This window comes from Nocardia sp. NPDC004123 (genome assembly GCF_053603795.1).
This window is the reverse complement of the sequence record NZ_JBSGGG010000009.1, coordinates 26528-49040: the sequence shown is the minus strand read 5'-3', so window position 1 is coordinate 49040 and position 22513 is coordinate 26528. Positions and strand designations below refer to the sequence as shown.

Below are 22513 nucleotides of genomic sequence, written 5' to 3'. Positions count from 1 at the left end.
CGGATCGCATGCACGCCACTACTTCCGGCAATGTGCGCGAGTCGGTCAGTGCGCAGTGGGGAATCGCTGCGTCAGCCAATCCGTGACGAAGGTCAGCACCTGCGGATCGATGGTCGTCTCGATCTTGGCGTACTCGTCGGGTGTGCCCTTGTCGGCGGGCTGCATCAGGTGATCGAGCCCGTCGAAGACGTGTACGGTCGCATCCGGATCGGCGGCCAGCAGCGTGCGCGCCGGGCCCGCGTTCTGGGCCGCGGGCACCTGGAGATCCTTGCTGCCGTAGAAGGCCAGCACCGGCACCCGCAGCGCCGACAGCGCCGGGGCCGGGTCGTAGCCGACCAGCGCCGCCATGTACGGCGTCACCAGTTCGCCGATCTGCGCGTCGGACAGCTTCTTGTCGGCGGGCAGGCTGTCATTGTGCTGTCGCACATAGGTTTTGGCGGCCTCCAGATCCCCGGAGCGCAGCAGGGTCGACAGGGTGGAGTTGAACGCCACCTGCTGATCGATCTGCTCCGCGGTGGCCCCCTGCGCGGTGAGGATCAGCCGATTCTGTTCCACCAGCACATCCGAGCCCGGCACCGCCGGCCCCGCCATCATGATCACGAACGCCACTCCGCTGTCCGGCCGCATGGTGTACAGCGGCGCGAGATACCCGCCCTCGCTGTGCCCGAGCAGGCCGATCCGCTTGGCGTCGATCTCCGGCCGCCCGTGCAGGAAGGCCATTCCGGCGCCGATGTCGTCGGTCAGATCCTGATAGCTCGAGGTGTCCAGGTGCCCGCCGGTCTTGCCGACGCCGCGCTTGTCGGTGCGCAGGACCGCGTAACCCGCGCGGGTCAGGGTGTCGGCCAGCAGCAGGAACGGCTTGTGACCCAGCAGCTCCTCATTGCGATCGTTGGCGCCGCTGCCATTGATCAGCACGACCGTCGGGAACGGCCCGCCGGTGCTCGGCTCGGTCAGCGTCCCGGCGATGGTGATGTCCCCGCTGGGGAAGCTGACATCCTCGGACTTGTACGGGAACGGCGGCTTCGGCTCCTGCGGGCGCGGCGGGCCCTCGACCTTGCCGCGCGTCAGGTTCAGCGGAAACGTCTGGCCGGATTGGCTGAACTGCCCCTGGATGCTGTCGGAGCCCTTGTCGTACTTGCCCTGGTACGACGGATTACCCGGAATCTTGGTGATGGTCCAGGCCACGCCGTCGGCATCGTTCTTCACCCCGCTCAGCGGCGCGGCAACGACACCCTGGGCGGGAATGTCGATGGTGGCCTGGTCCCCGCCGGTGAAGCTGACCCCGACGGCCAGCGGATGGCCGGGAATCTCGATGCTCCCGTGCCAGTCCCCGGTCAGGCCGGCGGGCGCGGCCTCCTGCTTGGACGACGAACACCCGGTCAGCGCCAGGACGATCACGAGCAGTACCGCAGGAACCAACGACCACGCCCTTCGCATGGCGACAGCCTACGCAGCCCTCGCCGGCACTCCCGGGAACTCGCCCTGATCTCGGAAAGGCTCGCTCCGATAACGCCGGTGTCACTACCCGGGCACCCGGAATAACCACTGGGCCAACGGGAGTAACTCTCTCCGTTTCTTCATTGCCGGTGTCACCCGGCGCTCGTACCGTGGAATTCGTGAGCAATGACGCTTCCCCGCAGGGTCTCATGGACCTGCCGGCCACGGTTGGCGGCTACGCGGCCGCTGAATTCGGTCCGTTGGTGCGCACTTTCGCGCGGATGGTCGGCGGTCGCCCGGGCGCCGGGGGCGCGCTCACGGTGCACCTGCGCGGGGAACCGCTGGTCGAGATCTGGATCGGGGAGGCCGGGCCGCGCCGGCCCTGGGATGCCGACACCGGCGCCATCGTCTTCTCCGCCACCAAAGGCATTGCGGCCACGGTCATCCACCGGCTCGCCGATCGCGGCCTCATCGACTACGACGCCCCGGTCGCCCACTACTGGCCGGAATTCGCCGCCAACGGCAAGGGGCGGATCACGGTACGGCAGGTGCTGTCCCACCGGGCCGGGCTGTACGGGCTGCCCGAGATCGCCCGCGGCCTGGACGACGTGCTCGACCACCGCATGATGGAAGACCATCTGGCCGCCGCCAAACCCGATCATCTGCTGGGCATCCCGACCTATCACGCCCTCACCTTCGGCTGGCTGCTGGCGGGCCTGGCCCGCGCGGTCACCGGCCGCGGCATGGCCGAGCTGTTCCGTACCGAGGTCGCCGAACCGCTGGGCACCGAGGGCATCCACCTGGGCAACCCGCCGGCCGGGTCGCGCACCAGCGCCGCCCTGCTGCACGGCAACAAGCTGTCGGCGGTCGGCACCAACTATGCCTCGCTGGTGCTGGGCCGGGCCTACTCGCTGCCCGGTCCACTCGGCGCGGTCGCCCGCGCGCTGTTCCTGCCCGGCCTGGACCAGCTGCTGGAAGGCGACGATCCGCCCATCCTGCGCACCGAACTGGGTGCGGGCAACGGCGTCTGCACGGCGACCGGCCTGGCCACCGTGTACGACCCGCTCGCCAACAAGGGCATGCACCAGGGTCGCCGCTTCCTCTCGCCCGAAACCATCAGGGCCATGCGGCAGGTGCAGAGCTACCGGCTCGACCGTGCGCTGTTCTACATCCCGATGATGTGGCACATGGGCTATCACTCGCTGCCCGTTCCGGGAGCCCACGCGGGCTTCGGGCACATCGGTCTGGGCGGATCGTTCGGCTGGGCCGAACCCCGCCTGGGACTGTCGGTCGGCTTCGTCCACAATCGGCTCGGCATCGGGTCGATGAGCCTGGACCAAATCGCGTCGGCATGGGTGCTGCCGCTGGTGGTGCGGGGCGCCAATGCGGCGCACCGCACCACAACCCCCGCCCTGCCCGCTGCCGCTTCGGTCGCATAGCCGCGGGCCGCGCCGCGTGACGTCGCACACGACACGCGGAGTCCGCCACGCCGATTCGAGTGAGCGCCACCGCGTGCCTTCGGAACTCGTCGGTGGGGCCGCATAGGATGTCCGGGTGTCAGCCTCGTCGGGATCATTCGTCCATCTCCACAACCACACCGAGTACTCGATGCTCGACGGCGCGGCGAAGATCACGCCCTTGTTCAAAGAGGCGACACGGCTCGGGATGACCGCCGTCGGCATGTCCGACCACGGCAATATGTACGGCGCGTCGGAGTTCTACAACTCCGCCAAGAAGCAGGGCATCAAGCCGATCATCGGCATCGAGGCGTACATCGCGCCGGAGTCCCGGTTCAACACCAAGCGTGTGCTGTGGGGCGACCCGTCGCAGAAGAGCGATGACGTCTCGGGTTCGGGTTCCTACACCCACATGACCATGGTCGCCGAGAACGCGACGGGTCTGCGCAACCTGTTCAAGCTGTCGAGTCTGGCCTCCATCGAAGGTCAGCTCGGCAAGTGGGCGCGCATGGACGCCGACATCATCGCCGAGCACGCCGAGGGCATCATCGCCACCACCGGCTGCCCCTCGGGCGAGGTGCAGACCCGGTTGCGCCTGGGCCACGAACGCGAGGCCCTCGAAGCCGCCGCCAAGTGGCAGGAGATCTTCGGGCCGGAGAACTTCTTCCTGGAGATCATGGACCACGGGTTGTCCATCGAACGCCGGGTGCGCGAGGGCCTGCTCGAGGTCGGTAAGAAGCTGGGCATTCCGCCGCTGGCCACCAACGACTGCCATTACGTGCACGAGCACGACGCGTCCAATCACGAAGCGCTGCTGTGTATTCAGACCGGCAAGACGCTCTCGGACCCGACCCGCTTCAAGTTCGATGGTTCCGGCTACTACCTGAAGTCCGCCGCGGAGATGCGCGCCATCTGGGACGCGGAAGTCCCCGGCGCGTGCGACAACACGGTGCTGATCGGCGAGCGCGTCCAGTCCTACGACGACGTCTGGGCCCACCGCGACCGGATGCCGATCTTCCCGGTGCCCGAGGGCCACACCCAGGCCACCTGGCTCGAGCACGAGGTCATGGTCGGCCTGGACCGGCGCTTCCCGAGCGGGCCGCCGGAGGAGTACATCTCGCGCGCCAAGTACGAGCTCGGCGTCATCAACGAAATGGGCTTCCCCGCTTACTTCCTCGTCGTCGGTGACCTCATCACCTACGCCCGCTCGGTCGGCATCAATGTCGGCCCGGGCCGTGGTTCGGCGGCCGGCTCGCTGGTCGCCTACGCCATGGGCATCACGAACATCGACCCGATTCCGCACGGTCTGCTGTTCGAGCGCTTCCTCAACCCCGAGCGCGTCTCGATGCCCGATATCGATATCGACTTCGACGATCGCCGCCGCGGTGAAATGGTCCGCTACGCCACCGACAAGTGGGGCAGCGACCGGGTCGCCCAGGTGATCACCTTCGGTACGATTAAAACCAAAGCGGCGCTGAAGGACTCGGCCCGCGTGCAGTTCGGCCAGCCGGGCTTCGCCATCGCCGACCAGATCTCCAAGGCGCTGCCGCCGCCGATCATGGCCAAGGACATTCCGCTCTCGGGCATCATGGATCCCGAGCACGAGCGGTACAAAGAGGCCGCCGAGGTCCGCGAGCTCATCAACACCAACCCGGACGTCAACAAGATCTACGAGACCGCACGTGGTCTCGAGGGCCTGATCCGCAACGCCGGCGTGCACGCCTGCGCCGTGATCATGTCCAGTGAACCGCTGACCGACGCGATCCCGGTGTGGAAGCGCGCGCAGGACGGCGCCATCATCACCGGCTGGGACTACCCGTCGTGTGAGGCCATCGGCCTGCTGAAGATGGACTTCCTGGGTCTGCGCAACCTCACCGTCATCGGTGACGCGCTGGTCAATATCAAGGCCAACCGCGGCATCGAACTCGACCTCGACACCCTGCCCCTGGAAGACCCGGCCACCTACGAACTGCTCGCGCGCGGCGACACCCTCGGCGTGTTCCAGCTCGACGGTGGCGCCATGCGAGATCTGCTGCGCCGCATGATCCCCACCGGCTTCGAGGACATCGTCGCCGTGCTCGCGCTGTACCGCCCCGGCCCCATGGGCATGAACGCGCACAACGACTACGCCGACCGCAAGAACGGGCGGCAAGAAGTCAAGCCCATCCATCCGGAGCTCGAAGAGCCCCTGAAGGAGATCCTGCGCGATACCTACGGCCTGATCGTGTATCAGGAGCAGATCATGCAGATCGCGCAGAAGGTGGCCGGGTACTCCCTCGGCCGAGCCGACATTCTGCGCCGCGCCATGGGTAAGAAGAAGGCCGAAGTCCTCGAGGCCGAATTCGAGGGTTTCGAAAAGGGCATGCTGGAGAACGGTTTCACCAAGCCGGCCATCAAGGCGCTGTGGGACACGATTCTCCCGTTCGCCGGTTACGCGTTCAACAAGTCGCACGCCGCCGGCTACGGCCTGGTGTCGTTCTGGACCGCGTACCTGAAGGCCAACTATCCCGCCGAGTACATGGCCGGTCTGCTCACCTCCGTCGGTGACGACAAGGACAAGGCCGCCGTCTATCTGGCCGACTGCCGCCGCCTGGGCATCCAGGTGCTGCCGCCCGACGTCAACGAGTCCGAGCTCGAATTCGCCTCCGTGGGCAACGACATTCGCTTCGGCATGGGCGCGGTGCGCAATGTCGGCGCGAACGTGGTGGCCTCGATCATCGCCGCGCGCAAGGAGAAGTCGAAGTTCACCGACTTCTCCGACTACCTGAACAAGATCGACGCCATCGCCTGTACCAAGAAGGTCACCGAATCCCTCATCAAGGCAGGCGCTTTCGACTCGCTCGGGCATCCGCGCAAGGGCCTGCTGCTGGTGCACTCCGATGCCATCGACGCGGTCATGTCGACCAAGAAGGCCGAGGCCATCGGCCAGTTCGACCTCTTCGGCGGCCTCGACGACGCCGACGAGTCCATTGCCAGCGTCTTCAATGTGAAGGTCCCCGACGAGGAGTGGGAGACCAAGCACAAGCTCGCCCTGGAGCGGGAGATGCTGGGCCTCTACGTGTCCGGGCACCCGCTCAACGGCGTCGAGCACGTCCTCGCGGCCCAGTCCGACACCCAGATCCCCGCCATTCTCGAGGGCGATATCAAGGACGGCGCGCAGGTCACCATCGGCGGCATCTTCGCCAATGTCACCCGCCGCGTGAACAAGAACGGCCTGCCCTGGGCCTCGGCCCAGCTCGAGGACCTCACCGGTGGCATCGAGGTGCTGTTCTTCCCGCAGTCCTACTCCGTCTACGGCATGGACGTCACCGAGGACGCCATCGTCCTGGTCAAGGCCCGTGTCAGCGCCCGCGACGATCGCGTCTCCCTGATCGCCAACGACCTTGTGGTGCCGGACCTTTCGTCCATCGGCGTGGACAAGCCGCTGTCGGTGGTCATCCCCACCCGCCTGTGCACCCCCGACAAGATCGGTGAGCTCAAGCGGGTGCTGTCCCGGCATCCGGGCACCGCGAACGTGCACATCAAGCACGTCGGCTCCCGGGATCGCACCACCATGCTGAAGGTGGCCGACAACCTGCGGGTCTCACCTTCCTCGGCCCTCATGGGCGACCTGAAGGCCCTGCTCGGCCCGGGCTGCCTGGGCGCGGCCTGATCCCGGTACCCCCGTCGCACCGTGTGCCCCCTCGTCTCACCGAGGGGGCACACGTGTTGTCACAGCCGGGTGGGATCGCTGACGATGCGACTGACGGACTCGTCGCGATTACCGAGGGTGAAGCTGCCGAACGTGGACTGCTGGGTCCGGGAACCGGAAGGTCCGGATCAGCGGAGGCTGCGCGCCCCGCCGATGATCCAGCGCAACGCGGCGATCACTGTCGCGCCGAGCACCGCGGCCTGCACCGATCCGGTGATCAGGGCGAGTGTCAGGCAGACCACCACACCGGCGAACAAGGCTTCCAGCTTGTAGACCGGCCATGCCGTCCCGGCGATGTCCACGGAAGCGTGCGAGCCGGGCTGCTCGGTGTCCGTAGGGTGAACCACTGCCATACGGTAAGGGTAGACGGTGATCCAAAGTTCGGGCAACCGAAACCTCTGTCGGGAACAACACATGATTGTGGATGGTTACCCAGTTCATGCCACTTATCGGAGAGTACGAACCCAGCCCGTCCGACTGGTCGCGAGAACAGGCCGAGCAGTACGAGAACTCCGGGGGCGCGGAGGCCAACCTCCTGCAAGGTGTGCCGATCATCCTGCTGACCACCCGCGGCAACAAGTCCGGCAAGCTCCGCAAGACCCCGCTCATGCGGGTCGAGCACGATGGCGAGTACGCGGTGGTCGCCTCTCTGGGCGGCGCGCCCAAGCATCCGGTCTGGTACTGGAACGTCAAGGCCGATCCGCATGTGGAACTGCGCGACCGGGACGCGGTCAAGGACTACGACGCCCGCGAGGTCACCGGCGACGAGAAGGCCCTCTGGTGGAAGCGGGCCGTCGAGGTGTGGCCCGACTACGCCGAATACCAGAAGAAGACCGACCGTCAGATCCCGCTGTTCGTCCTCACCCCGCGCCCCTGAGCGCCGCCCGCCGTATCACCGGGAAGCGCGGCGGTCGGTGAGAGAAGGTCCCGGTCCGAGGTGACCGGGACCTTTTCGTGGCGCTGCCGCAGGCCCGCCGCATGCTCCCAGCTAGCATGTTCGGGTGTCTGATCCGCTTGTTATCGCCGAGAGAGTGTCCGGTTCGCTGCCCGAGTTGACAGCGGACGAGATCGATGCGGCCGCGAAGCGAATTTCGGACATTATCGAGCCGACGCCGCTGCAACGGATTCCGCGGCTGTCGGCGCTGACCGGGGCCGAGGTCTACCTCAAGCGGGAGGACCTCACCGCCGTTCGCTCCTACAAGCTGCGCGGCGCCTACAACCTCATGGTGCAGCTGACCGACGCCGAGAAGGCCGCCGGCGTGGTCACCGCCAGCGCCGGGAACCACGCGCAGGGCGTGGCTTTCGCGTGTAAGGCCATGGGCGTCACGGGCCGCATCTACGTGCCCACCACCACCCCGAAGCAGAAGCGCGACCGAATCCGCGTCCACGGCGGCGAATTCGTGGAACTCATCGCGGTCGGCGACACCTTCGACGCGGCCGCCGCGGCCGCCGCCGACGATGTGAAGCGCACCGGGGCGACCATGGTCCCGCCCTTCGACGATCCGCGCACCGCGGCCGGTCAGGGCACCATCGCCGCCGAATTCCTCGAACAGCTCGGCCGCGAGCCCGATCTGGTGGTGGTTCCGGTGGGTGGCGGTGGCTGCCTGGCGGGTATCGCCACCTATCTGCGGGAGCGGTCGCCGCACTCCGCGATTCTCGCGGTGGAGCCGACGGGCGCGGCGTCCATGACGGCCGCGCTGGTGGCCGGCGGCCCGGTGACGCTGCCCGAGATCGACCCGTTCGTGGACGGCGCCGCCGTGCGCCGGGTCGGCGGGGTCGGCTACCAGGCGGTGGTGCGCTTCGGCGGCCAGGTCCGCTCGCATGCCTCGCTGCCCCTGCTGACGAGCACCGAAACCGGTTCGGGCGCAGGATCTTTCCGCATGATGCACGTGGACGAGGGTGCCATCTGCACCGCCATGCTGGAGCTGTACCAGAACGAGGGCATCGTCGCCGAGCCGGCGGGCGCGCTCGCGACGGCGGTGCTGCGCGAGGTCGAGATCGAGCCGGGTGCGACGGTGGTGGTGCTGCTCTCGGGCGGCAACAACGATGTCTCCCGGTACGGCGAGGTCATCGAGCGTTCGCTGGTGCATCAGGGCCTGAAGCACTATTTCCTGGTGGACTTCCCGCAGGAGCCCGGCGCGCTGCGCCGCTTCCTGGACGAAGTCCTGGGCCCCGATGACGACATCACCGTGTTCGAGTACGTCAAGCGCAACAACCGCGAAACCGGCGCCGCCCTGGTCGGTATCGAACTGGGCACCCCGGCGGGCCTGGAACCGTTGCTCGAGCGGATGGACAAGTCGCCGATCCAGTGTGAGCGGCTGGATCCGAACTCGCCCGCCTACCGGTACCTGACCTGACCGGTGACCCGTGTGATCCGACCCCTCGCTCGGGTCACACGGGTCCGGTTGCCCCGGTGGGGCTTTCAGGCGTGCAGGAGGTATCCCGCCGCCGAGCTGTGAATGATCCGCGGCCGGCCGAGCTTGCGGTCCAGCCGGGTGATCACCTCGTCCACGCCCGCGGTCGAGGTGGAATCGCTGCAGAAGGCGGCGATCTCGGCCGGGGTGACGAGGGTTCCGGCGCGCGCGGCCAGCAGTTCCAGCGCGCAGAATTCGCGGGTGGTCATGGTCAGCAGGATTCCGCTGCGGCGCACCCGCCGGCGTATTCGGTCCACCACCAGATCCCCGATGGTGAGCACGGGCGAGTGCGGCGAGCGCCGGGGCGAGCACAGCGCCCGCACCCGCGCTGCGAGCTCGCCCAGCGAGAACGGTTTGGCCAGATAGTCGTCCGCGCCGCCCGCGTAGCCCTCGCGGCGATCGGCCGGGCTGTCGCGCGCGGTGATCAGCAATGCGGGGGTGCGATCACCCGATTCCCGTTGCCGCCGTACCAGTTCCAGTCCGTCGCCGTCGGGTAGCCCGCGGTCCACGATGAGGCAGTCGTAGATCCGCACCCCGCACTGCTCGGCGGCGTCGGTGAGATTGCGGGTCAGATCGACGATGAATCCGGCCGCCCGCAGTCCGTCCGCGACCCGCTCGCCCAGCCGCTCGTCGTCCTCGCACACCAGGACACATACGCTGCGGGCGCTCACTCCATCGTCGGACATGCCGCCACCGTGCCACAGGGATCGTGAACGAATCGTGAGCGATCGCCGGGCGAGCGCGGGACGTTAACGCCGCGGGGCGGGGTACTTGTGGGGCACGCGCCGGGGTTAACGACCGCGTGGCCCGGGCGCGATGATCGGGTAGTTCACTACGCGTGAAACCGAACGGTCGGGGAGGGAGGCTGACGTTCATGAAAAGGCTGGTCGTGTGTTGTGACGGCACCTGGAAGGCCGAGTCGAGCTCGACGGTGTCGAACATCGTGAAGATCGCGGAAGCGGTCAAGCTGACCGGGACGGACAAGGAGGGGAAGTCCGTCGGTCAGCGCATCAACTATGTCTCGGGTCCGGGCTCGCGCGGCTTCATGTCCGACAAGGTGCTGGGCGGCGCGTTCGGTCTGGGCCTGGAGGCCAATCTGTCGGCCGCCTACTGGCAGCTGGCCCTGAACTGGGAGCCCGGGGACGAGATCTACATCTTCGGCTTCAGCCGCGGCGCGTACACCGCCCGCAGCCTCGCGGGGATGATCAACCGGCTCGGAATCCTGACCTACGAGGCCATCATCGGGGGTAAGTACCCGAAGGCGCTGGAGATCTACAAGACCCGCAAGAAGAACCCCGACGATCCGGATCCGCCGGAGTGGGCGGCCTTCCGCGCCGCGAACTGCCACCCCGAGAGGCCGGTCATCAACTTCCTCGGCGTCTTCGACACCGTGGGCGCGATGGGCGTCCCGGGTATCACCTCGTGGCTGCACAGCTTCCACGATGTGCGGCTCTCGCGCATCGTGCTGTGCGCGCGTCAGGCCCTGGCCATCGACGAGCGGCGGCGCGCCTTCGCGCCCTGCCTGTGGGAGATTCCCGCCGATCAGCGCGAGCTCTACAACCGTCCCGACCGGGTGAAGCAGGTTTGGTTCGAGGGCGTGCACAGCGACATCGGCGGCGGCTACGCCGACTGCGGGCTGTCCGACATCACCCTGCGCTGGATGATCGCCGAGGCCGAGGCCGAGGGACTGGCCTTCGATCACGACCGCCTCGACACCCTGCTCAGCAGCTGCCCGTTCGACGCCACGCATCTGCACGATTCGCTGAGCCTGGGTTTTCGGGTGCTGAACTACGCCCGCCTGGCGACCGGCTGGCGCAGCCCGCGCTTCTACTGGGATTCCTGGCGCAAGCTGCTGCAGCCCGAGGACCAGGACAGTTTCCTGGCCGCCAGCGTCCCGGACCGGAAGGGCTACCGCCCGGCCAATATTCACCGCTGGTGCGAGCATCGGGGCGGTCCGGTGCCGCCGGATCTCATCGAGCCCGTCGACCAGGTGCCGCGCGCCGCCGGTGACGGCGCGGGCGGCGGTCCGGAAGCATCCGCCGCCTGATCGGCCGGCCGCTCAGCGCACCAGCAGGGCCACCGGCAGCCGGGCGAACAGCTTCTCCAGCCGCGCGCGCCCGGAGAAGGTGTGGCCGGTGAGCCGGTCGGTCCAGTGTCCCTGCGGCAGATCCAGCACCGTGTCGGCCCAGCCGCCCGCCTCGTCCAGCCGGATGCTGTGCCGGGTGACGGCCACGATCACCTCGGGGGTCTCCCCGGTGCGGCCGCGGGCGTAGGAGAGCAGGTGCTGGGCGCGGTCGCCCGCCGCGAACAGCGGGATGTAGGCGCCGCCGACGAAGCAGTCGGGGCGTTCGCGGCGCAGCCACAGCGCGTACGCCACGATCCACATCTTGACCGCACCGGTCGGGTCGAGATCCGGTGTGCCGGTGAGGGATTGCAGCAGCAGGGAACGGTGGGTGAAGTCCACCGGGCGGCGGTTGTCGGGATCGACGAGCGAGTCCTCCCACAGCTCGCAGCCCTGGTAGATGTCCGGGATGCCGGGGCCGCACAGTTGCAGCAGCTTCTGCGCCAGCGCGTCGGTCCAGGCGTGGCCGGCCAGATCGGCCACGAACTCACCCAGTTCGGCGCCGACCGGTCCGTCGATGACGGTGTCGATCCAGCGGTGCACCGCCGTCTCGAACTCGACATCCGGTTCCTCCCAGGAGGATTGGGTGCCGGCCTCGCGAACCGCCTTCTCCGCGAACTGATGTAGCCGCTCGCGCAGCCCGGGCACGGTCGCGGCGGGGCGGCCGTCGGCGGGCCACACCCCGAACATGTTCTGCAGCAGGAACAGTGTGGTCGCGCCGTCGGGTCCGGGTGCGATCTCCTCCCAGGTGCTGACCGAGCGCGCCCAGATGTCGGGCACTTGCGAGAGCATGCCGATGCGGGCGCGCACGTCCTCGCCGCGCTTGGTGTCGTGGGTGGACAGCGCGGTCATGCCGGCCGGCCAGCGTTGCGCGCGTTCGGCATTGGCGAGGTGGAACTCGATGGGCGAGCAGCCGAAGCGGGCCGGGTCCGCGCCCATCTCCTGCAGCGACACCAGCCGCGCGGCGCGGTAGAACATGGTGTCCTCCACGGCTTTCGCGCTCATCGCCCCGCCCACCTGGTGGAAGCGGGTGGCGGCCTCGCCGCCGGTGGCCAGCGCGGTCACCAGCACCTGCAGCGGCGCGGTCAGCTCGGCGTTGCGCCGTGCCACCTCGGCGACGACGGCCCCGACCATGCCCGCCAGCGGCGCGTAGTCGGTGCGGTAGACCGGCATGAACGACAGCACCTCGATGGCGGCATTGGTGAGCGCCATGGTGTCGAAGGCGTCGGCGCGGGCGTCCCGCTTGACCGCGGCCACCAGCCGCCGCACCTCGGGCACCAGCATGGTCTCGGCGACGGCGCGGCGAATCCGGTGTTCCTGCTCGGTGAACCAGGCCCGGTCGCTGCCGTGCCCGGTGAACTGCCGCGACAGGTCGGTGAGCTGTTTCTCGCCGTCCGGGTCGATGAGCACGCCGCCGATGTCGGCGAGGGAGTCGTAGCCGGTGGTGCCGTCGATGGGCAGGGTGGCGTCGAGCGGTTCACGATTGGAGAGCACCTTCTCCACCAGCAGCAGCCGCTGCGGACCGATGAGCTGGCGCAGCCGCCGCAGGTACTCGGCGGGCTGGGCCAGTCCGTCGGGATGATCCACGCGCACACCGTCGATGAGGTCGTGCTCGCACCAGGCGGCCAGCTCCCGATGGGTGGCCTCGAAGACCGCCGGCTCCTCCTGCCGGATGGCGGCCAGCCCGCCCACGGTGAAGTAGCGGCGGTATCCGCACAGCCCCGACTTCCAGTTGACCAGGCGGTAGTGCTGCTTGTCGTGAATGCGCAGCGCGTTCTCGCCGTCGGTGCCGGGCGCGATGGGGAAGCGCAGATCGTGCAGTGCCAGCATCGGTTCGGGCCCGGAGCGGTCGACGGTCAGCGCCGCCGGATCGTTCTCCCCGGCCAGCACCGGCAGCGCGATGCGCCCGCCCGCGCCATTGCCCGGCGTCCAGTCGATATCAAACCAGGTGGCGTACTTGGACTTCTTGCCCTGCCGCAGCACATCCCACCACCACTGGTTCTGCCGCGGATCGGCCACCGCCACATGGTTGGGCACCAGATCGACGATGAGTCCCATGCCGCGGCTGCGCACCTCGTCGGCCAGGGCCTTGAGCCCGGTCGGCCCGCCCAGCGCGGCCGACACCGTGGTCGGGTCGGTGACATCGTAGCCGTGGGTGGAGCCGCGGGTCGCGGTCATGACGGGCGACAGGTACAGATGTGAAATGCCCAGTTGCTGCAGGTATTCGGCGATGGCGCGCGCGTCGGTGAAGGTGAGCGCGTCGGGCCGCAGCTGCAGGCGGTAGGTGCTGCGCACGGGCGTCTGCCGGGCGATGGGTCCGGTGAGGTGTTCGGGCGAGCTGGTCATGGCGGTATCGATCATGCCGTACGGCGCAGCACGAGTAGACAGCGTGCGGGCACTTGCACCGTTGCCGCAGCGGGGAGGACGGTGTCGGCGGCGGGGCGGCCGGTGGGCGTGGCGCAGTCCAGGGCGACCGACCAGGCATTACCGTGCCGGGCGTCGGGGAGGGCGAAATCCAGGGCTTGGTCGTGCGCGTTGAAGCACAGCAGGAACGAGTCGTCGGCGATGCGTTGCCCGCGCGGGCCCGGCTCGTTGATGCCGTCGCCATTGAGGAACACCGCCAGCGAGCGGGCGAAGCCGGTCTCCCAGTCGGTGTCGGTCATGGCCGCGCCGCCGGGGGTGAACCAGGCGATATCGCCGAGATCATCGGGATCGGGCGCCGGATCGAAGAAGCGGCGCCGCCGGAACACCGGGTGCGCGGCGCGCAGCGCGACCACGCGCCTGGTGAATTCGAGCAGATCGGCATTGGTGTCCATGAACGTCCAGTCCATCCACGACAGCGGTGAATCCTGACAGTAGACATTGTTGTTGCCGCGCTGGGTGCGGCCGAATTCGTCGCCGTGCAACAGCATCGGGGTGCCCTGGGAGAGCATCAGGGTGGCGAGCAGATTACGGGATTGCCGCGCGCGCAGGGCCAGGATCTCCGGATCCTCGGTCGGGCCCTCGACGCCGCAGTTCCAGGAGCGGTTGTAGTTCTCGCCGTCGTGATTGCCCTCGCCATTGGCGTCGTTGTGTTTCTCGTTGTAGGACACCAGATCCGCCAGCGTGAATCCGTCGTGCGCGGTCACGAAATTGATGCTGGCGCTGGGCCGGCGGCCGGTTGCCTCGTACAGATCCGAGGACCCGGTGAGCCGGGAGGCGAACTCGCCCAGTGTCGCCGGCTGCCCGCGCCAGTAATCCCGCACGGTGTCACGGTATTTGCCGTTCCATTCGGTCCAGGCCACCGGGAAATTGCCGACCTGATAGCCGCCCTCGCCGACATCCCAGGGTTCGGCGATGAGCTTCACCTGGCTCACCACCGGATCCTGGTGCACCAGGTCGAAGAAGGTGGAAAGCCGGTCCACATCGTGCAATTCGCGGGCCAGGGTGGCCGCCAGGTCGAAGCGGAATCCGTCCACGCGCATGTCGAGGATCCAGTAGCGCAGCGAATCCATGATCAGTTGCAGGGCGTGCGGGTGGCGCATGTTGAAGCTGTTGCCGGTGCCCGTGTAATCCATGTAATGCTGCGGATCATCGTCCACCAGGCGGTAATACGCGGCATTGTCGATGCCGCGGAAGCTGATGGTCGGCCCGAATTCATTGCCCTCGGCGGTGTGGTTGTAGACCACGTCGAGGATCACCTCGATACCGGCGGCGTGGAAGGCGCGCACCATGGTCTTGAATTCGGTGACCGCGGCGGCGGGGGAGGAGCCCGCGGCATAGCCGCGATGCGGCGCGAAATAGCCGAAGCTGTTGTAGCCCCAGTAATTCCGCAGTCCCCGGTCCAGCAGAATGCGGTCGTCGAGGTACTGGTGTACCGGCATGAGTTCCACGGCCGTCACGCCCAGCCCCCGCAGGTGTTCGAGAATCGCCGGATGCGCCATGCCCGCGAAGGTGCCGCGCAGTTCCGGCGGCACGTCCGGATGCGTGACGGTCATGCCCTTCACGTGCGCCTCGTAGATGACGGTCTCGTGGTACGGCCGTCTCGGCGCGCGATCGTGGGCCCAGTCGAAGTACGGGTTGATGACCACCCCGGTCATGGTGTGCCCGAGCGAGTTCTGCCCGAAGTTGTAGGGCGCGGTGGCGGTCCCGAAATCGCCCTCGAACGCCTTGCCGTACGGGTCCAGCAGCAGCTTGCTGGGATCGCAGCGCAGCCCCCGCTCCGGATCGAAGCCGCCGTGCACCCGGAAACCGTATCGCTGCCCGGGCCCGACGCCGGGCAGATAGGCATGCCAGACATAGCCGTCCACCTCGTCGAGCGGCACCCGGGTCTCGCGGTGGTCCGCGTCGATCAGGCACAGTTCCACCCGCCGGGCCACCTCGGAGAACACCGAGAAGTTCGTTCCGGCGCCGTCGTAGGTCGCGCCCAGCGGATAGGCGGTCCCCGGCCAGACACCGAGCGCGGTGGTGCCGGGAGTCGCGGGAGGCATGATCCAGACCCTAGCGGGCCGGATCGTCCTCCCCGCCGAGTCCCCGTCGCCAGGTCTGCCCGACCAGATCGACGCCGAAGCTGTGGTGCGGATTCGATTCCACCAGTTCGAATCCGGCGCGCTGGTAGATGTGGCGCGCGGAGTCCAGCACGCTGTTGGTCCAGAGCACCATCTCGGTGTATCCCGCCGCGGTGGCGAAGCGCAGGCATTCGCCGACCAGTGCGCTGCCCACGCCGAGCCCGCGGGCGGACGGTTCCACCAGCAGCAGTCGCAGCCGGGCGGTGGTGTCGTCCTCGCGCATGCAGTAGACGCAGCCGACCGGACTGCCCTCGTATTCGGCGATCCAGGCCCGCTCCCGTTGCGGGTCATGGGAACTCAGCCAGTTCGCGACGATGGAGGCGGCCAGCGCCTCGTATTCGGCGTTCCAGCCGTACTCCTCGGCGTAGAGCACGGCATTGCGGGCGATCACCCAGCCGTGGTCGCCGGGCCGGGGTTCGCGCAGGATCACGCCGGCGGGGTCCGGCTCGGAGTCGGTGTCGAGGATCTGCTCGATGGTCCGCATGGCCCCGACCAACCGGGTGCGCACCACCGGGGAGTGCGGGACCAGCAGATCCCCGATCTGGTCCTGGGTGCGCTGGTCCAGCACCGTGAAGGCCGCCCGGCCCGCCTCGGTCAGCTCCACCACCTGCCGCCGGCCGTCGGCGTCGGATCGGCGGCGGGCGACCAGGCCGCGTTCTTCGAACCGGGCCAGGATGCGGCTCAGGTATCCCGGGTCCAGATCCAGGGCCAGCCGCAGGTCCACCACCTCGGTGGCCCCGAAATGGGCCAGCTCGAACAGGATTCTGCCCTCGGTGAGCGAGTACTCGGTGCCGAGCATCTCGCCCTGCAGGACTCCGATGATGCGGGTGTAGCGCCGGTTGAAGGCGCGGACGGCGGCGATGTGCTGTGCCTCGACCGGGCGATCGGTCGTCTCGACGGCCATGCCGGCTCCAATCCTTTGACCGAGTCAAAGAATACGCCGGGGGTGCCGGTGGGTGTCCGGGTTCGTGGTAACTTGAACGCCGTTCAAGCCCGCTCCTCGAAGGACTTCTCGTGGCATCGACCGAGCCTGTTGCGGCACTCGCCGAAACTGTTGCGGCACCGACCGAGCCTGTCGGGGCGCAGCCCTCCGGCGAGATCGCCGCGATCGACGCCGCCCACGTGTGGCATCCCTACGGTGGTTTCCCGGCCACCACCGCGCCGCTGGTGGTCGCCTCCGCGTCCGGCACCCGGCTCACCCTGGCCGACGGCCGGGAACTGGTGGACGGCATGAGCTCCTGGTGGGCCGCCGTGCACGGGTATCAGCACCCGGTGCTGGACGCCGCCCTGCTCGCCCAGTCGCGGAAGATGAGCCACGTCATGTTCGGCGGGCTGACCCACGAGCCGGCGGTGCGGCTGTCGCAGCTGCTGGTCGAGCTCACGCCCGAGGGCCTGGACAAGGTCTTCCTCTGCGACTCCGGCTCGGTGTCGGTGGAGGTCGCGGTGAAGATGTGCCTGCAGTACCAGCGGGCGCTGGGGCGGCCGGAGAAGCACCGGCTGATGACCTGGCGCGGCGGCTACCACGGCGACACCTTCACCCCCATGAGCGTCTGCGATCCCGAGGGCGGCATGCACTCGCTGTGGACCGATGTCCTGGTCCCGCAGATCTTCGCGGGCCCGCCGCCGGAAGCCTATGAGCCGCAATATGTCTCGGACCTGGAGTGGACCCTCGCCGCGCACGCGCACGAATTGGCCGCGGTCATCGTGGAACCCGTGGTGCAGGGCGCGGGCGGCATGCGCTTCCACGATCCGCGCTACCTGGCCGATCTGCGCCGGCTGTGCGACGAGCACGACGTCCTGCTGGTGTTCGACGAGATCGCCACCGGATTCGGCCGCACCGGAACACTTTTCGCCGCCGAGCATGCGGGTGTCCGGCCCGACGTCATGTGTGTGGGCAAGGCCATCACCGGCGGCTACATGAGCCTGGCCGCCGCGCTGTGCACCACCGAGATCGCCGAAACCATCAGCCGCTCGCACGGCGGCCTCATGCACGGCCCGACCTTCATGGGCAACCCCCTCGCCTGCGCGGTCGCGGTGGCCTCGATCGAACTGCTGCTCTCGCGCGACTGGCAGCGCGAGGTCCGCGACATCCACGCCGGCCTCGCCGAGGGCCTGGCCCCCGCCCGTGACCTCCCCGCCGTCACCGATGTCCGCACCCTCGGCGCGATCGGCGTCATCGAACTGAACCGCCCAGTGGACATGCGCAAAACCACCCACGCCGCAGTCGAATCCGGCGTCTGGCTACGCCCCTTCCGCAACCTCATCTACTGCATGCCGCCCTTCATCAGCACCCCCGGCGACGTCCGACGCATAGCCGCCGCCATGTGCGCCGCCGCAGCCGTCTGACCACCGGATTCGCGCTCCGGTCGAAATACCTCTGAAACAGAGCTATTGTGGGAGCGTGTCCGAGACTCCCCGGGAGAACACCGACAGCGACGGCTATGCCGAGCTGATGACGCTGCTGTTCGGCTCTATGGGTCGGCTGCGGCGGCAGGTCGGTCGGCTGGCCGGGCGGTCGTTCGATGAGCCGGGGCTGTCCGGGGCGCAGTCGGAGTTTCTACGGCTGGTGGGGCGGCGGCCGGGGATCTCGGTGAAAGAGGCTGCCGGAGAACTGGGTTCGGCGGCGAACAGTGTGTCGACGCTGGTGACCGAGTTGGTCAAGGCGGGGCTCGTGGTGCGTGAGCCGGATCCGCGGGACCGGCGGACGATGCGACTGTCGCTGACCCCGGACGCGCAGCGGATCGCCGACGAGACACGGCGGCAGCGGCACGCCGTGGTTGCCGAGGCGCTCGACCAGCTCACCGAAACCGAACGCGCGCAACTGCGCAACGGTCTGGCGGCCATGACGCGCCTCACCGATCTGCTGCACGAACGCGAGCACTCCCGCGGAGGCGACCGATGACCAGCATGCCCGCCGTCGAATGCGTCGGCCTGACCCACCGCTACGGAACCAGCACCGTGGTCGACGATCTCGCCCTCACCATCGAGCGCGGTGAGGTGTTCGGCCTGCTCGGCCCCAATGGCGCGGGCAAGTCCACCACAATTCAGCTGCTCACCACGCTCATGCCCATCCAGTCCGGCACAGTCCGGGTGTTCGGGCTCGATGTCACGACCCGCGCCGCCGATGTCCGCTACAACCTCGGCTATGTGCCGCAACAACTCTCGATCGAGGCCGGGCTGACCGGGCGGCAGAATGTGGCCTGGTTCGCCCGGCTGTTCGACGTGCCGCGTGCCAAGCGGGCCGAGCGGGTGGACGAGGTGCTCGACGCCATGAACCTGCTGGACGTGGCCGACCGGCTGGCCGGCGGCTACTCGGGCGGCATGATCCGCCGCCTCGAACTGGCCCAGGCCCTGGTGAACCGCCCCGCTCTGCTGGTGCTGGACGAGCCGACGGTGGGGCTGGATCCCATTGCGCGCGACAGCGTCTGGGAGCGGGTCGCCGAGATGCGCGCCGGCTACGGCACCACCGTGCTGCTCACCACCCACTACATGGCCGAGGCCGACGCGCTCTGCGATCGAATCGCACTGCTGCACAAGGGCGTGCTGCGCGCGACCGGTTCGCCCGCCGACCTGAAGGCCGGGATCGGCCCCGGGGCGACCCTCGAGGATGTCTTCCGGCATCACGCGGGGGAGGGCCTCGACGATGTGACCGAAGGGAACATGCGCAATGTCCGAAGCACTCGCCGGACCGCCCGGCGCGCGGGCTGATACGGCGTTCACGCCGGTCCTGGCCCCGCGCGGCTGGGCGCGCCTGCCCCGGCTGGCCTCCCGCATGGGCACCTTCGCGCTGGTGGAGATCCAGAAGCTGCGCCACGACCAGAGCGAAGTCCTCACCCGCGCAATCCAGCCCGTGCTGTGGATGGTGATCTTCGGGACCACCTTCTCCCGCCTGCACGCCCTGCCCACCGGTTCGGTGCCGTACCTGGACTTCCTCGCCCCCGGCGTGATCGCCCAGTCGGCGCTGTTCATCGCGATTTTCTATGGCATCCAGATCATCTGGGACCGGGATGCGGGCATTCTCACCAAATTGCTCGTCACCCCGACCCCGCGGGCCGCGCTGATCGCCGGAAAGTGCTTCGCCGCAGGCGTTCGCGCCATCGCCCAGATTCTGGTGATCGTGATCGTGGCGCTGCTCATGGGTGTGGCCCTCACCGGCAACCCGCTGCGCGTGCTCGCCACCGTTCCCGTGGTCTTCCTCGGCACGGCCTTCTTCGCCTGCCTGTCCATGACCATCGCCGGGCTGGTGCGCGCCCGGGATCGGCTGATGGGCATCGGCCAGGCCATCACCATGCCGCTGTTCTTCGCCTCCAACGCGCTCTACCCCGTGGACCTCATGCCGACGTGGCTGCGGGTCGTCAGCCACGTCAACCCGCTCAGTTACGAGGTGGACGCACTGCGCGGCCTGCTGATCGGCACACAGGCCGACCTCTGGCTGGACTTCGGTGTACTGGCCGGGGCCGCCACCCTCGGCGTCGCCACCGCCTCGGCCCTGCTGGGCCGGTTGGTCCGGTAGGCCGACGCGGTCTCGGCTACCGGTGTGGTGCCGTGCCGGCTCGCGCGGTGCGAGCCGTCAACGGTTGGCCCGTCTTTCGCGCACCTTGTCTGAATTGTCACTGTCTGACAGGACTTCCCAGACCTTGAATACGCAGTGATAGTCGTCGGACCAGCCACGGGCGATCAACATGAAGGTGTCGCCGTCGCGCAGGATGGTGCGGCGGCTGATCAACTTCGGATGATCGGGTTGGAATTTCGAGACGAGGTCCGGGACTTTCGCGAGGGCTTGTTCGCGGGTTCCCACCACCTCTGTGAGGATCTTCGGACTCCAGGTTTTGCTGTCGCCGAAGCCGGTCGTCTGCTCGACCACTATTGCCCATCGTGGCATCGCGCAGCCTCCTTACGACTTCCCAGCATAGCGCCGTGTACCGACACCCATGGCCCCCTGAACGGTGTTCAAGTATGCTTCCGAGCTGTGACTGCCGATCCCCTGAGCTGGCTCGACACGCGCGCCGCCGAGCGCGTGGACGCCGGGCTGCGCCGTGAACTGCGCCCCCGCACCTCCGACACGGTGAGCATCGACCTGGCCTCCAACGACTACCTCGGGCTGGTCCGCCACCCCGAGGTGATCGAGGGCGCCGTCGCCTCGGTGCGGTACTGGGGCGCCGGCGCGACCGGCTCGCGCCTGGTCACCGGGACCACCGCCGAGCACGAACAGCTCGAGACCGAACTCGCCGAATTCGTCGGCGCGGAGGCCGGATTGGTGTTCGCCTCCGGCTACGCCGCGAACCTGGGCGCGGTCACCGCGCTGGCCGGCCGTGGCGCACTGGTGGTTTCGGACGCCGGCAGCCACGCCTCGCTGGTCGACGCCTGCCGGCTGTCGCGGGCGCGGGTGGAGATCGCACCGCACTGCGACCCGGCGGCCGTGGACCGTCTGCTGTCCGAGCGCACCGAGGAACGTGCACTGGTCTTGACGGACTCGGTGTTCAGCGCCGACGGGGATCTCGCGCCGCTGACCGAACTGCACCGGGTGACCCGGGCCAATGGCGCGGTGCTCATCGTGGACGAGGCGCACGGCCTGGGGGTGCGCGGCGACGGCGGCCGCGGCCTGGTGCAGGAGTGCGGGCTGGCCGGCGAGCCCGACCTGGTGATCACCGCCACTCTCTCGAAAGCCTTTGCCGCCCAGGGCGGCGCGGTGCTGGCCAGCGAACGGGTGCGCGCCCACCTCATCGACGCTGCCCGCACCTTCATCTTCGACACCGGCCTGGCGCCCGCCGCCGTCGGCGCGGCCCGCGCGGCCCTGCGGTTGCTGCGCCGCGATCCCGAGATGGCCCAGCGGGTGCTCGACCGCGCCGCCGATCTGGCCCGCATCGCCGGTGTCGGCCAACCGGATTCGGCCGTCGTCCCGGTCATCCTCGGCGATGCCCAGGTCGCCTACGACGCCGCCCAGGCCTGCCGCGCCCGCGGTCTCAGCGTGGGCTGCTTCCGCCCGCCGTCGGTCCCCGAGGGCACCTCCCGCCTGCGCCTGACCGCCCGCGCCGACCTCACCGAGGCCGAGTTGGCCACCATCGCAACCGTTCTCGGCGAGGTCCTCGCCGAAGCCCGTGGGCGGCAGGTGGTCCCGGCATGAGCCGCCTCCTGTTCATCACCGGCACCTCCACCGATGTCGGCAAGACCATCGTCACCGCGGCCCTGGCGGCGACCGCCCGCGCCGCGGGTCTGGACGTCGCCGTCTGCAAACCCGCCCAAACCGGCGTAGCCCCAGGCGAACCCGGCGACCTCGCCGAAATCACCCGGTTGAGCGGGGTCACCCGCATCGTGGAACTGGCCCGCTACCCGGAGCCCCTGGCTCCCGACACCGCGGCCCGGCGCTGCGGCCAACCGTTGCTGACCCTGTCCGAGACCATCGCCGGCATCGAGTCCTGCGCGGACGCGGATCTCGTCCTGGTCGAGGGCGCCGGCGGCCTGCTCGTCCGCATCGGCGACTTCACCCTCCTCGACCTGGCCCAAAAACTCGGCGCCCCGGTGCTACTGGTAGCGGCCCCCGGCCTCGGCACCCTCAACCACAGCGAACTGACCACCAGAGCCCTGACCGCCGCCGGCGTCCCCTGCGCAGGACTCGTCATCGGATCCTGGCCCGCCACCCCCGATCTCGCCTCCGAGTGCAACCGCACCGACCTCCCCGCCGTAACCGGCGTCGACCTCATCGGCTCCATCCCCTCCGGCGCCGGCTCCTGGCCCGCCCCTGATTTCACCACCGCCGCCCCCACCTGGTTCGACCCGACCTGGACCGCGGGCCACCTCCTCACCCGTGCCTAGCGATCGGTGGGGTGGGCCGGTGCCTCGCAGAG

18 protein-coding genes are annotated in these 22513 nt (G+C 68.7%); 11 read left to right on the top strand and 7 right to left on the bottom strand.

The genetic code is table 11. From position 1 onward, the window contains the following. Positions 1-45: 45 nt before the first annotated feature. Entirely contained in the window at positions 46-1437 is a 1392-nt protein-coding gene (locus ACWEQQ_RS14610) for an alpha/beta hydrolase family protein (RefSeq protein ID WP_452348571.1), read from the bottom strand. 179 nt (positions 1438-1616) lie between these two features. Between ACWEQQ_RS14610 and ACWEQQ_RS14605 the strand changes: the two genes are divergently transcribed. Then, positions 1617-2876, top strand: a complete 1260-nt coding sequence (locus ACWEQQ_RS14605) for a serine hydrolase domain-containing protein (protein ID WP_452348570.1) — start codon at positions 1617-1619, stop codon at positions 2874-2876. A gap of 115 nt (positions 2877-2991) precedes the next feature. Next, positions 2992-6546: a DNA polymerase III subunit alpha gene (gene dnaE / locus ACWEQQ_RS14600; protein WP_452341091.1), complete on the top strand. Its 3555-nt coding sequence runs from the start codon at positions 2992-2994 to the stop codon at positions 6544-6546. 167 nt (positions 6547-6713) lie between these two features. Here dnaE and ACWEQQ_RS14595 read toward each other — a convergent pair whose 3' ends face one another. Next, positions 6714-6938, bottom strand: a complete 225-nt coding sequence (locus tag ACWEQQ_RS14595; protein WP_452348569.1) for a hypothetical protein — start codon at positions 6936-6938, stop codon at positions 6714-6716. An 86-nt stretch (positions 6939-7024) separates the two neighbouring features. On the opposite strand from ACWEQQ_RS14595, the gene ACWEQQ_RS14590 reads away from it, so the two are divergent. Both ACWEQQ_RS14590 and ilvA read left to right on the top strand, forming a co-directional pair. Continuing rightward, the gene (locus tag ACWEQQ_RS14590; protein ID WP_452341093.1) at positions 7025-7462 is read left to right on the top strand and encodes a nitroreductase family deazaflavin-dependent oxidoreductase; all 438 of its coding nucleotides are present in this window, start codon (positions 7025-7027) and stop codon (positions 7460-7462) included. A 142-nt stretch (positions 7463-7604) separates the two neighbouring features. After that, on the top strand, positions 7605-8942 hold the full coding sequence (gene ilvA / locus ACWEQQ_RS14585) for a threonine ammonia-lyase IlvA (protein WP_452341218.1): 1338 nt from the start codon (positions 7605-7607) through the stop codon (positions 8940-8942). Positions 8943-9007: 65 nt separating this feature from the next. Here ilvA and ACWEQQ_RS14580 read toward each other — a convergent pair whose 3' ends face one another. Further along, positions 9008-9685 carry a response regulator transcription factor gene (locus tag ACWEQQ_RS14580; RefSeq protein ID WP_364616058.1) on the bottom strand — a complete coding sequence of 226 codons (678 nt, stop codon included), beginning with the start codon at positions 9683-9685 and terminating at the stop codon, positions 9008-9010. A gap of 188 nt (positions 9686-9873) precedes the next feature. Between ACWEQQ_RS14580 and ACWEQQ_RS14575 the strand changes: the two genes are divergently transcribed. Beyond that, on the top strand, positions 9874-11046 hold the full coding sequence (locus tag ACWEQQ_RS14575) for a DUF2235 domain-containing protein (protein WP_452341095.1): 1173 nt from the start codon (positions 9874-9876) through the stop codon (positions 11044-11046). 12 nt (positions 11047-11058) lie between these two features. On the opposite strand, the gene treY is transcribed toward ACWEQQ_RS14575, so the two are convergent. Genes treY through ACWEQQ_RS14560 form a run of 3 tightly spaced genes read right to left on the bottom strand, consistent with a single transcriptional unit; the run spans position 11059 to position 16572 of the window. Further along, positions 11059-13467 (bottom strand): malto-oligosyltrehalose synthase, encoded by a 2409-nt coding sequence (treY, locus tag ACWEQQ_RS14570; protein ID WP_452348568.1) that lies wholly within the window; start codon positions 13465-13467, stop codon positions 11059-11061. An 11-nt stretch (positions 13468-13478) separates the two neighbouring features. Next, the gene (gene glgX / locus ACWEQQ_RS14565) at positions 13479-15590 is read right to left on the bottom strand and encodes a glycogen debranching protein GlgX (RefSeq protein WP_452348567.1); all 2112 of its coding nucleotides are present in this window, start codon (positions 15588-15590) and stop codon (positions 13479-13481) included. 10 nt (positions 15591-15600) lie between these two features. Further along, positions 15601-16572, bottom strand: coding sequence for a bifunctional helix-turn-helix transcriptional regulator/GNAT family N-acetyltransferase (locus ACWEQQ_RS14560; protein ID WP_452348566.1), 972 nt, complete (start codon positions 16570-16572; stop codon positions 15601-15603). Positions 16573-16766: 194 nt separating this feature from the next. Between ACWEQQ_RS14560 and ACWEQQ_RS14555 the strand changes: the two genes are divergently transcribed. The 4 genes from ACWEQQ_RS14555 (at position 16767) to ACWEQQ_RS14540 (ending at position 20181) form a co-directional block, all read left to right on the top strand. Further along, positions 16767-18014, top strand: coding sequence for an adenosylmethionine--8-amino-7-oxononanoate transaminase (locus ACWEQQ_RS14555; RefSeq protein WP_452348706.1), 1248 nt, complete (start codon positions 16767-16769; stop codon positions 18012-18014). Positions 18015-18069: 55 nt separating this feature from the next. Then, entirely contained in the window at positions 18070-18570 is a 501-nt protein-coding gene (locus tag ACWEQQ_RS14550; RefSeq protein ID WP_452341099.1) for a MarR family winged helix-turn-helix transcriptional regulator, read from the top strand. A 5-nt stretch (positions 18571-18575) separates the two neighbouring features. Then, positions 18576-19376: an ABC transporter ATP-binding protein gene (locus tag ACWEQQ_RS14545; RefSeq protein ID WP_452348705.1), complete on the top strand. Its 801-nt coding sequence runs from the start codon at positions 18576-18578 to the stop codon at positions 19374-19376. 64 nt (positions 19377-19440) lie between these two features. Beyond that, positions 19441-20181: an ABC transporter permease gene (locus ACWEQQ_RS14540; RefSeq protein ID WP_379388946.1), complete on the top strand. Its 741-nt coding sequence runs from the start codon at positions 19441-19443 to the stop codon at positions 20179-20181. Between the two features lie 57 nt (positions 20182-20238). Here ACWEQQ_RS14540 and ACWEQQ_RS14535 read toward each other — a convergent pair whose 3' ends face one another. After that, positions 20239-20532, bottom strand: a complete 294-nt coding sequence (locus tag ACWEQQ_RS14535; protein WP_354842875.1) for a hypothetical protein — start codon at positions 20530-20532, stop codon at positions 20239-20241. 105 nt (positions 20533-20637) lie between these two features. Here ACWEQQ_RS14535 and ACWEQQ_RS14530 point away from each other — a divergent pair, with 105 nt between their 5' ends. Both ACWEQQ_RS14530 and bioD read left to right on the top strand, forming a co-directional pair. Continuing rightward, positions 20638-21792, top strand: a complete 1155-nt coding sequence (locus tag ACWEQQ_RS14530) for an 8-amino-7-oxononanoate synthase (protein ID WP_452341102.1) — start codon at positions 20638-20640, stop codon at positions 21790-21792. Then, positions 21789-22481 (top strand): dethiobiotin synthase, encoded by a 693-nt coding sequence (bioD, locus tag ACWEQQ_RS14525; protein WP_452348565.1) that lies wholly within the window; start codon positions 21789-21791, stop codon positions 22479-22481. The genes ACWEQQ_RS14530 and bioD overlap by 4 nt, the downstream gene beginning before the upstream one ends. Positions 22482-22513 lie beyond the last annotated feature (32 nt).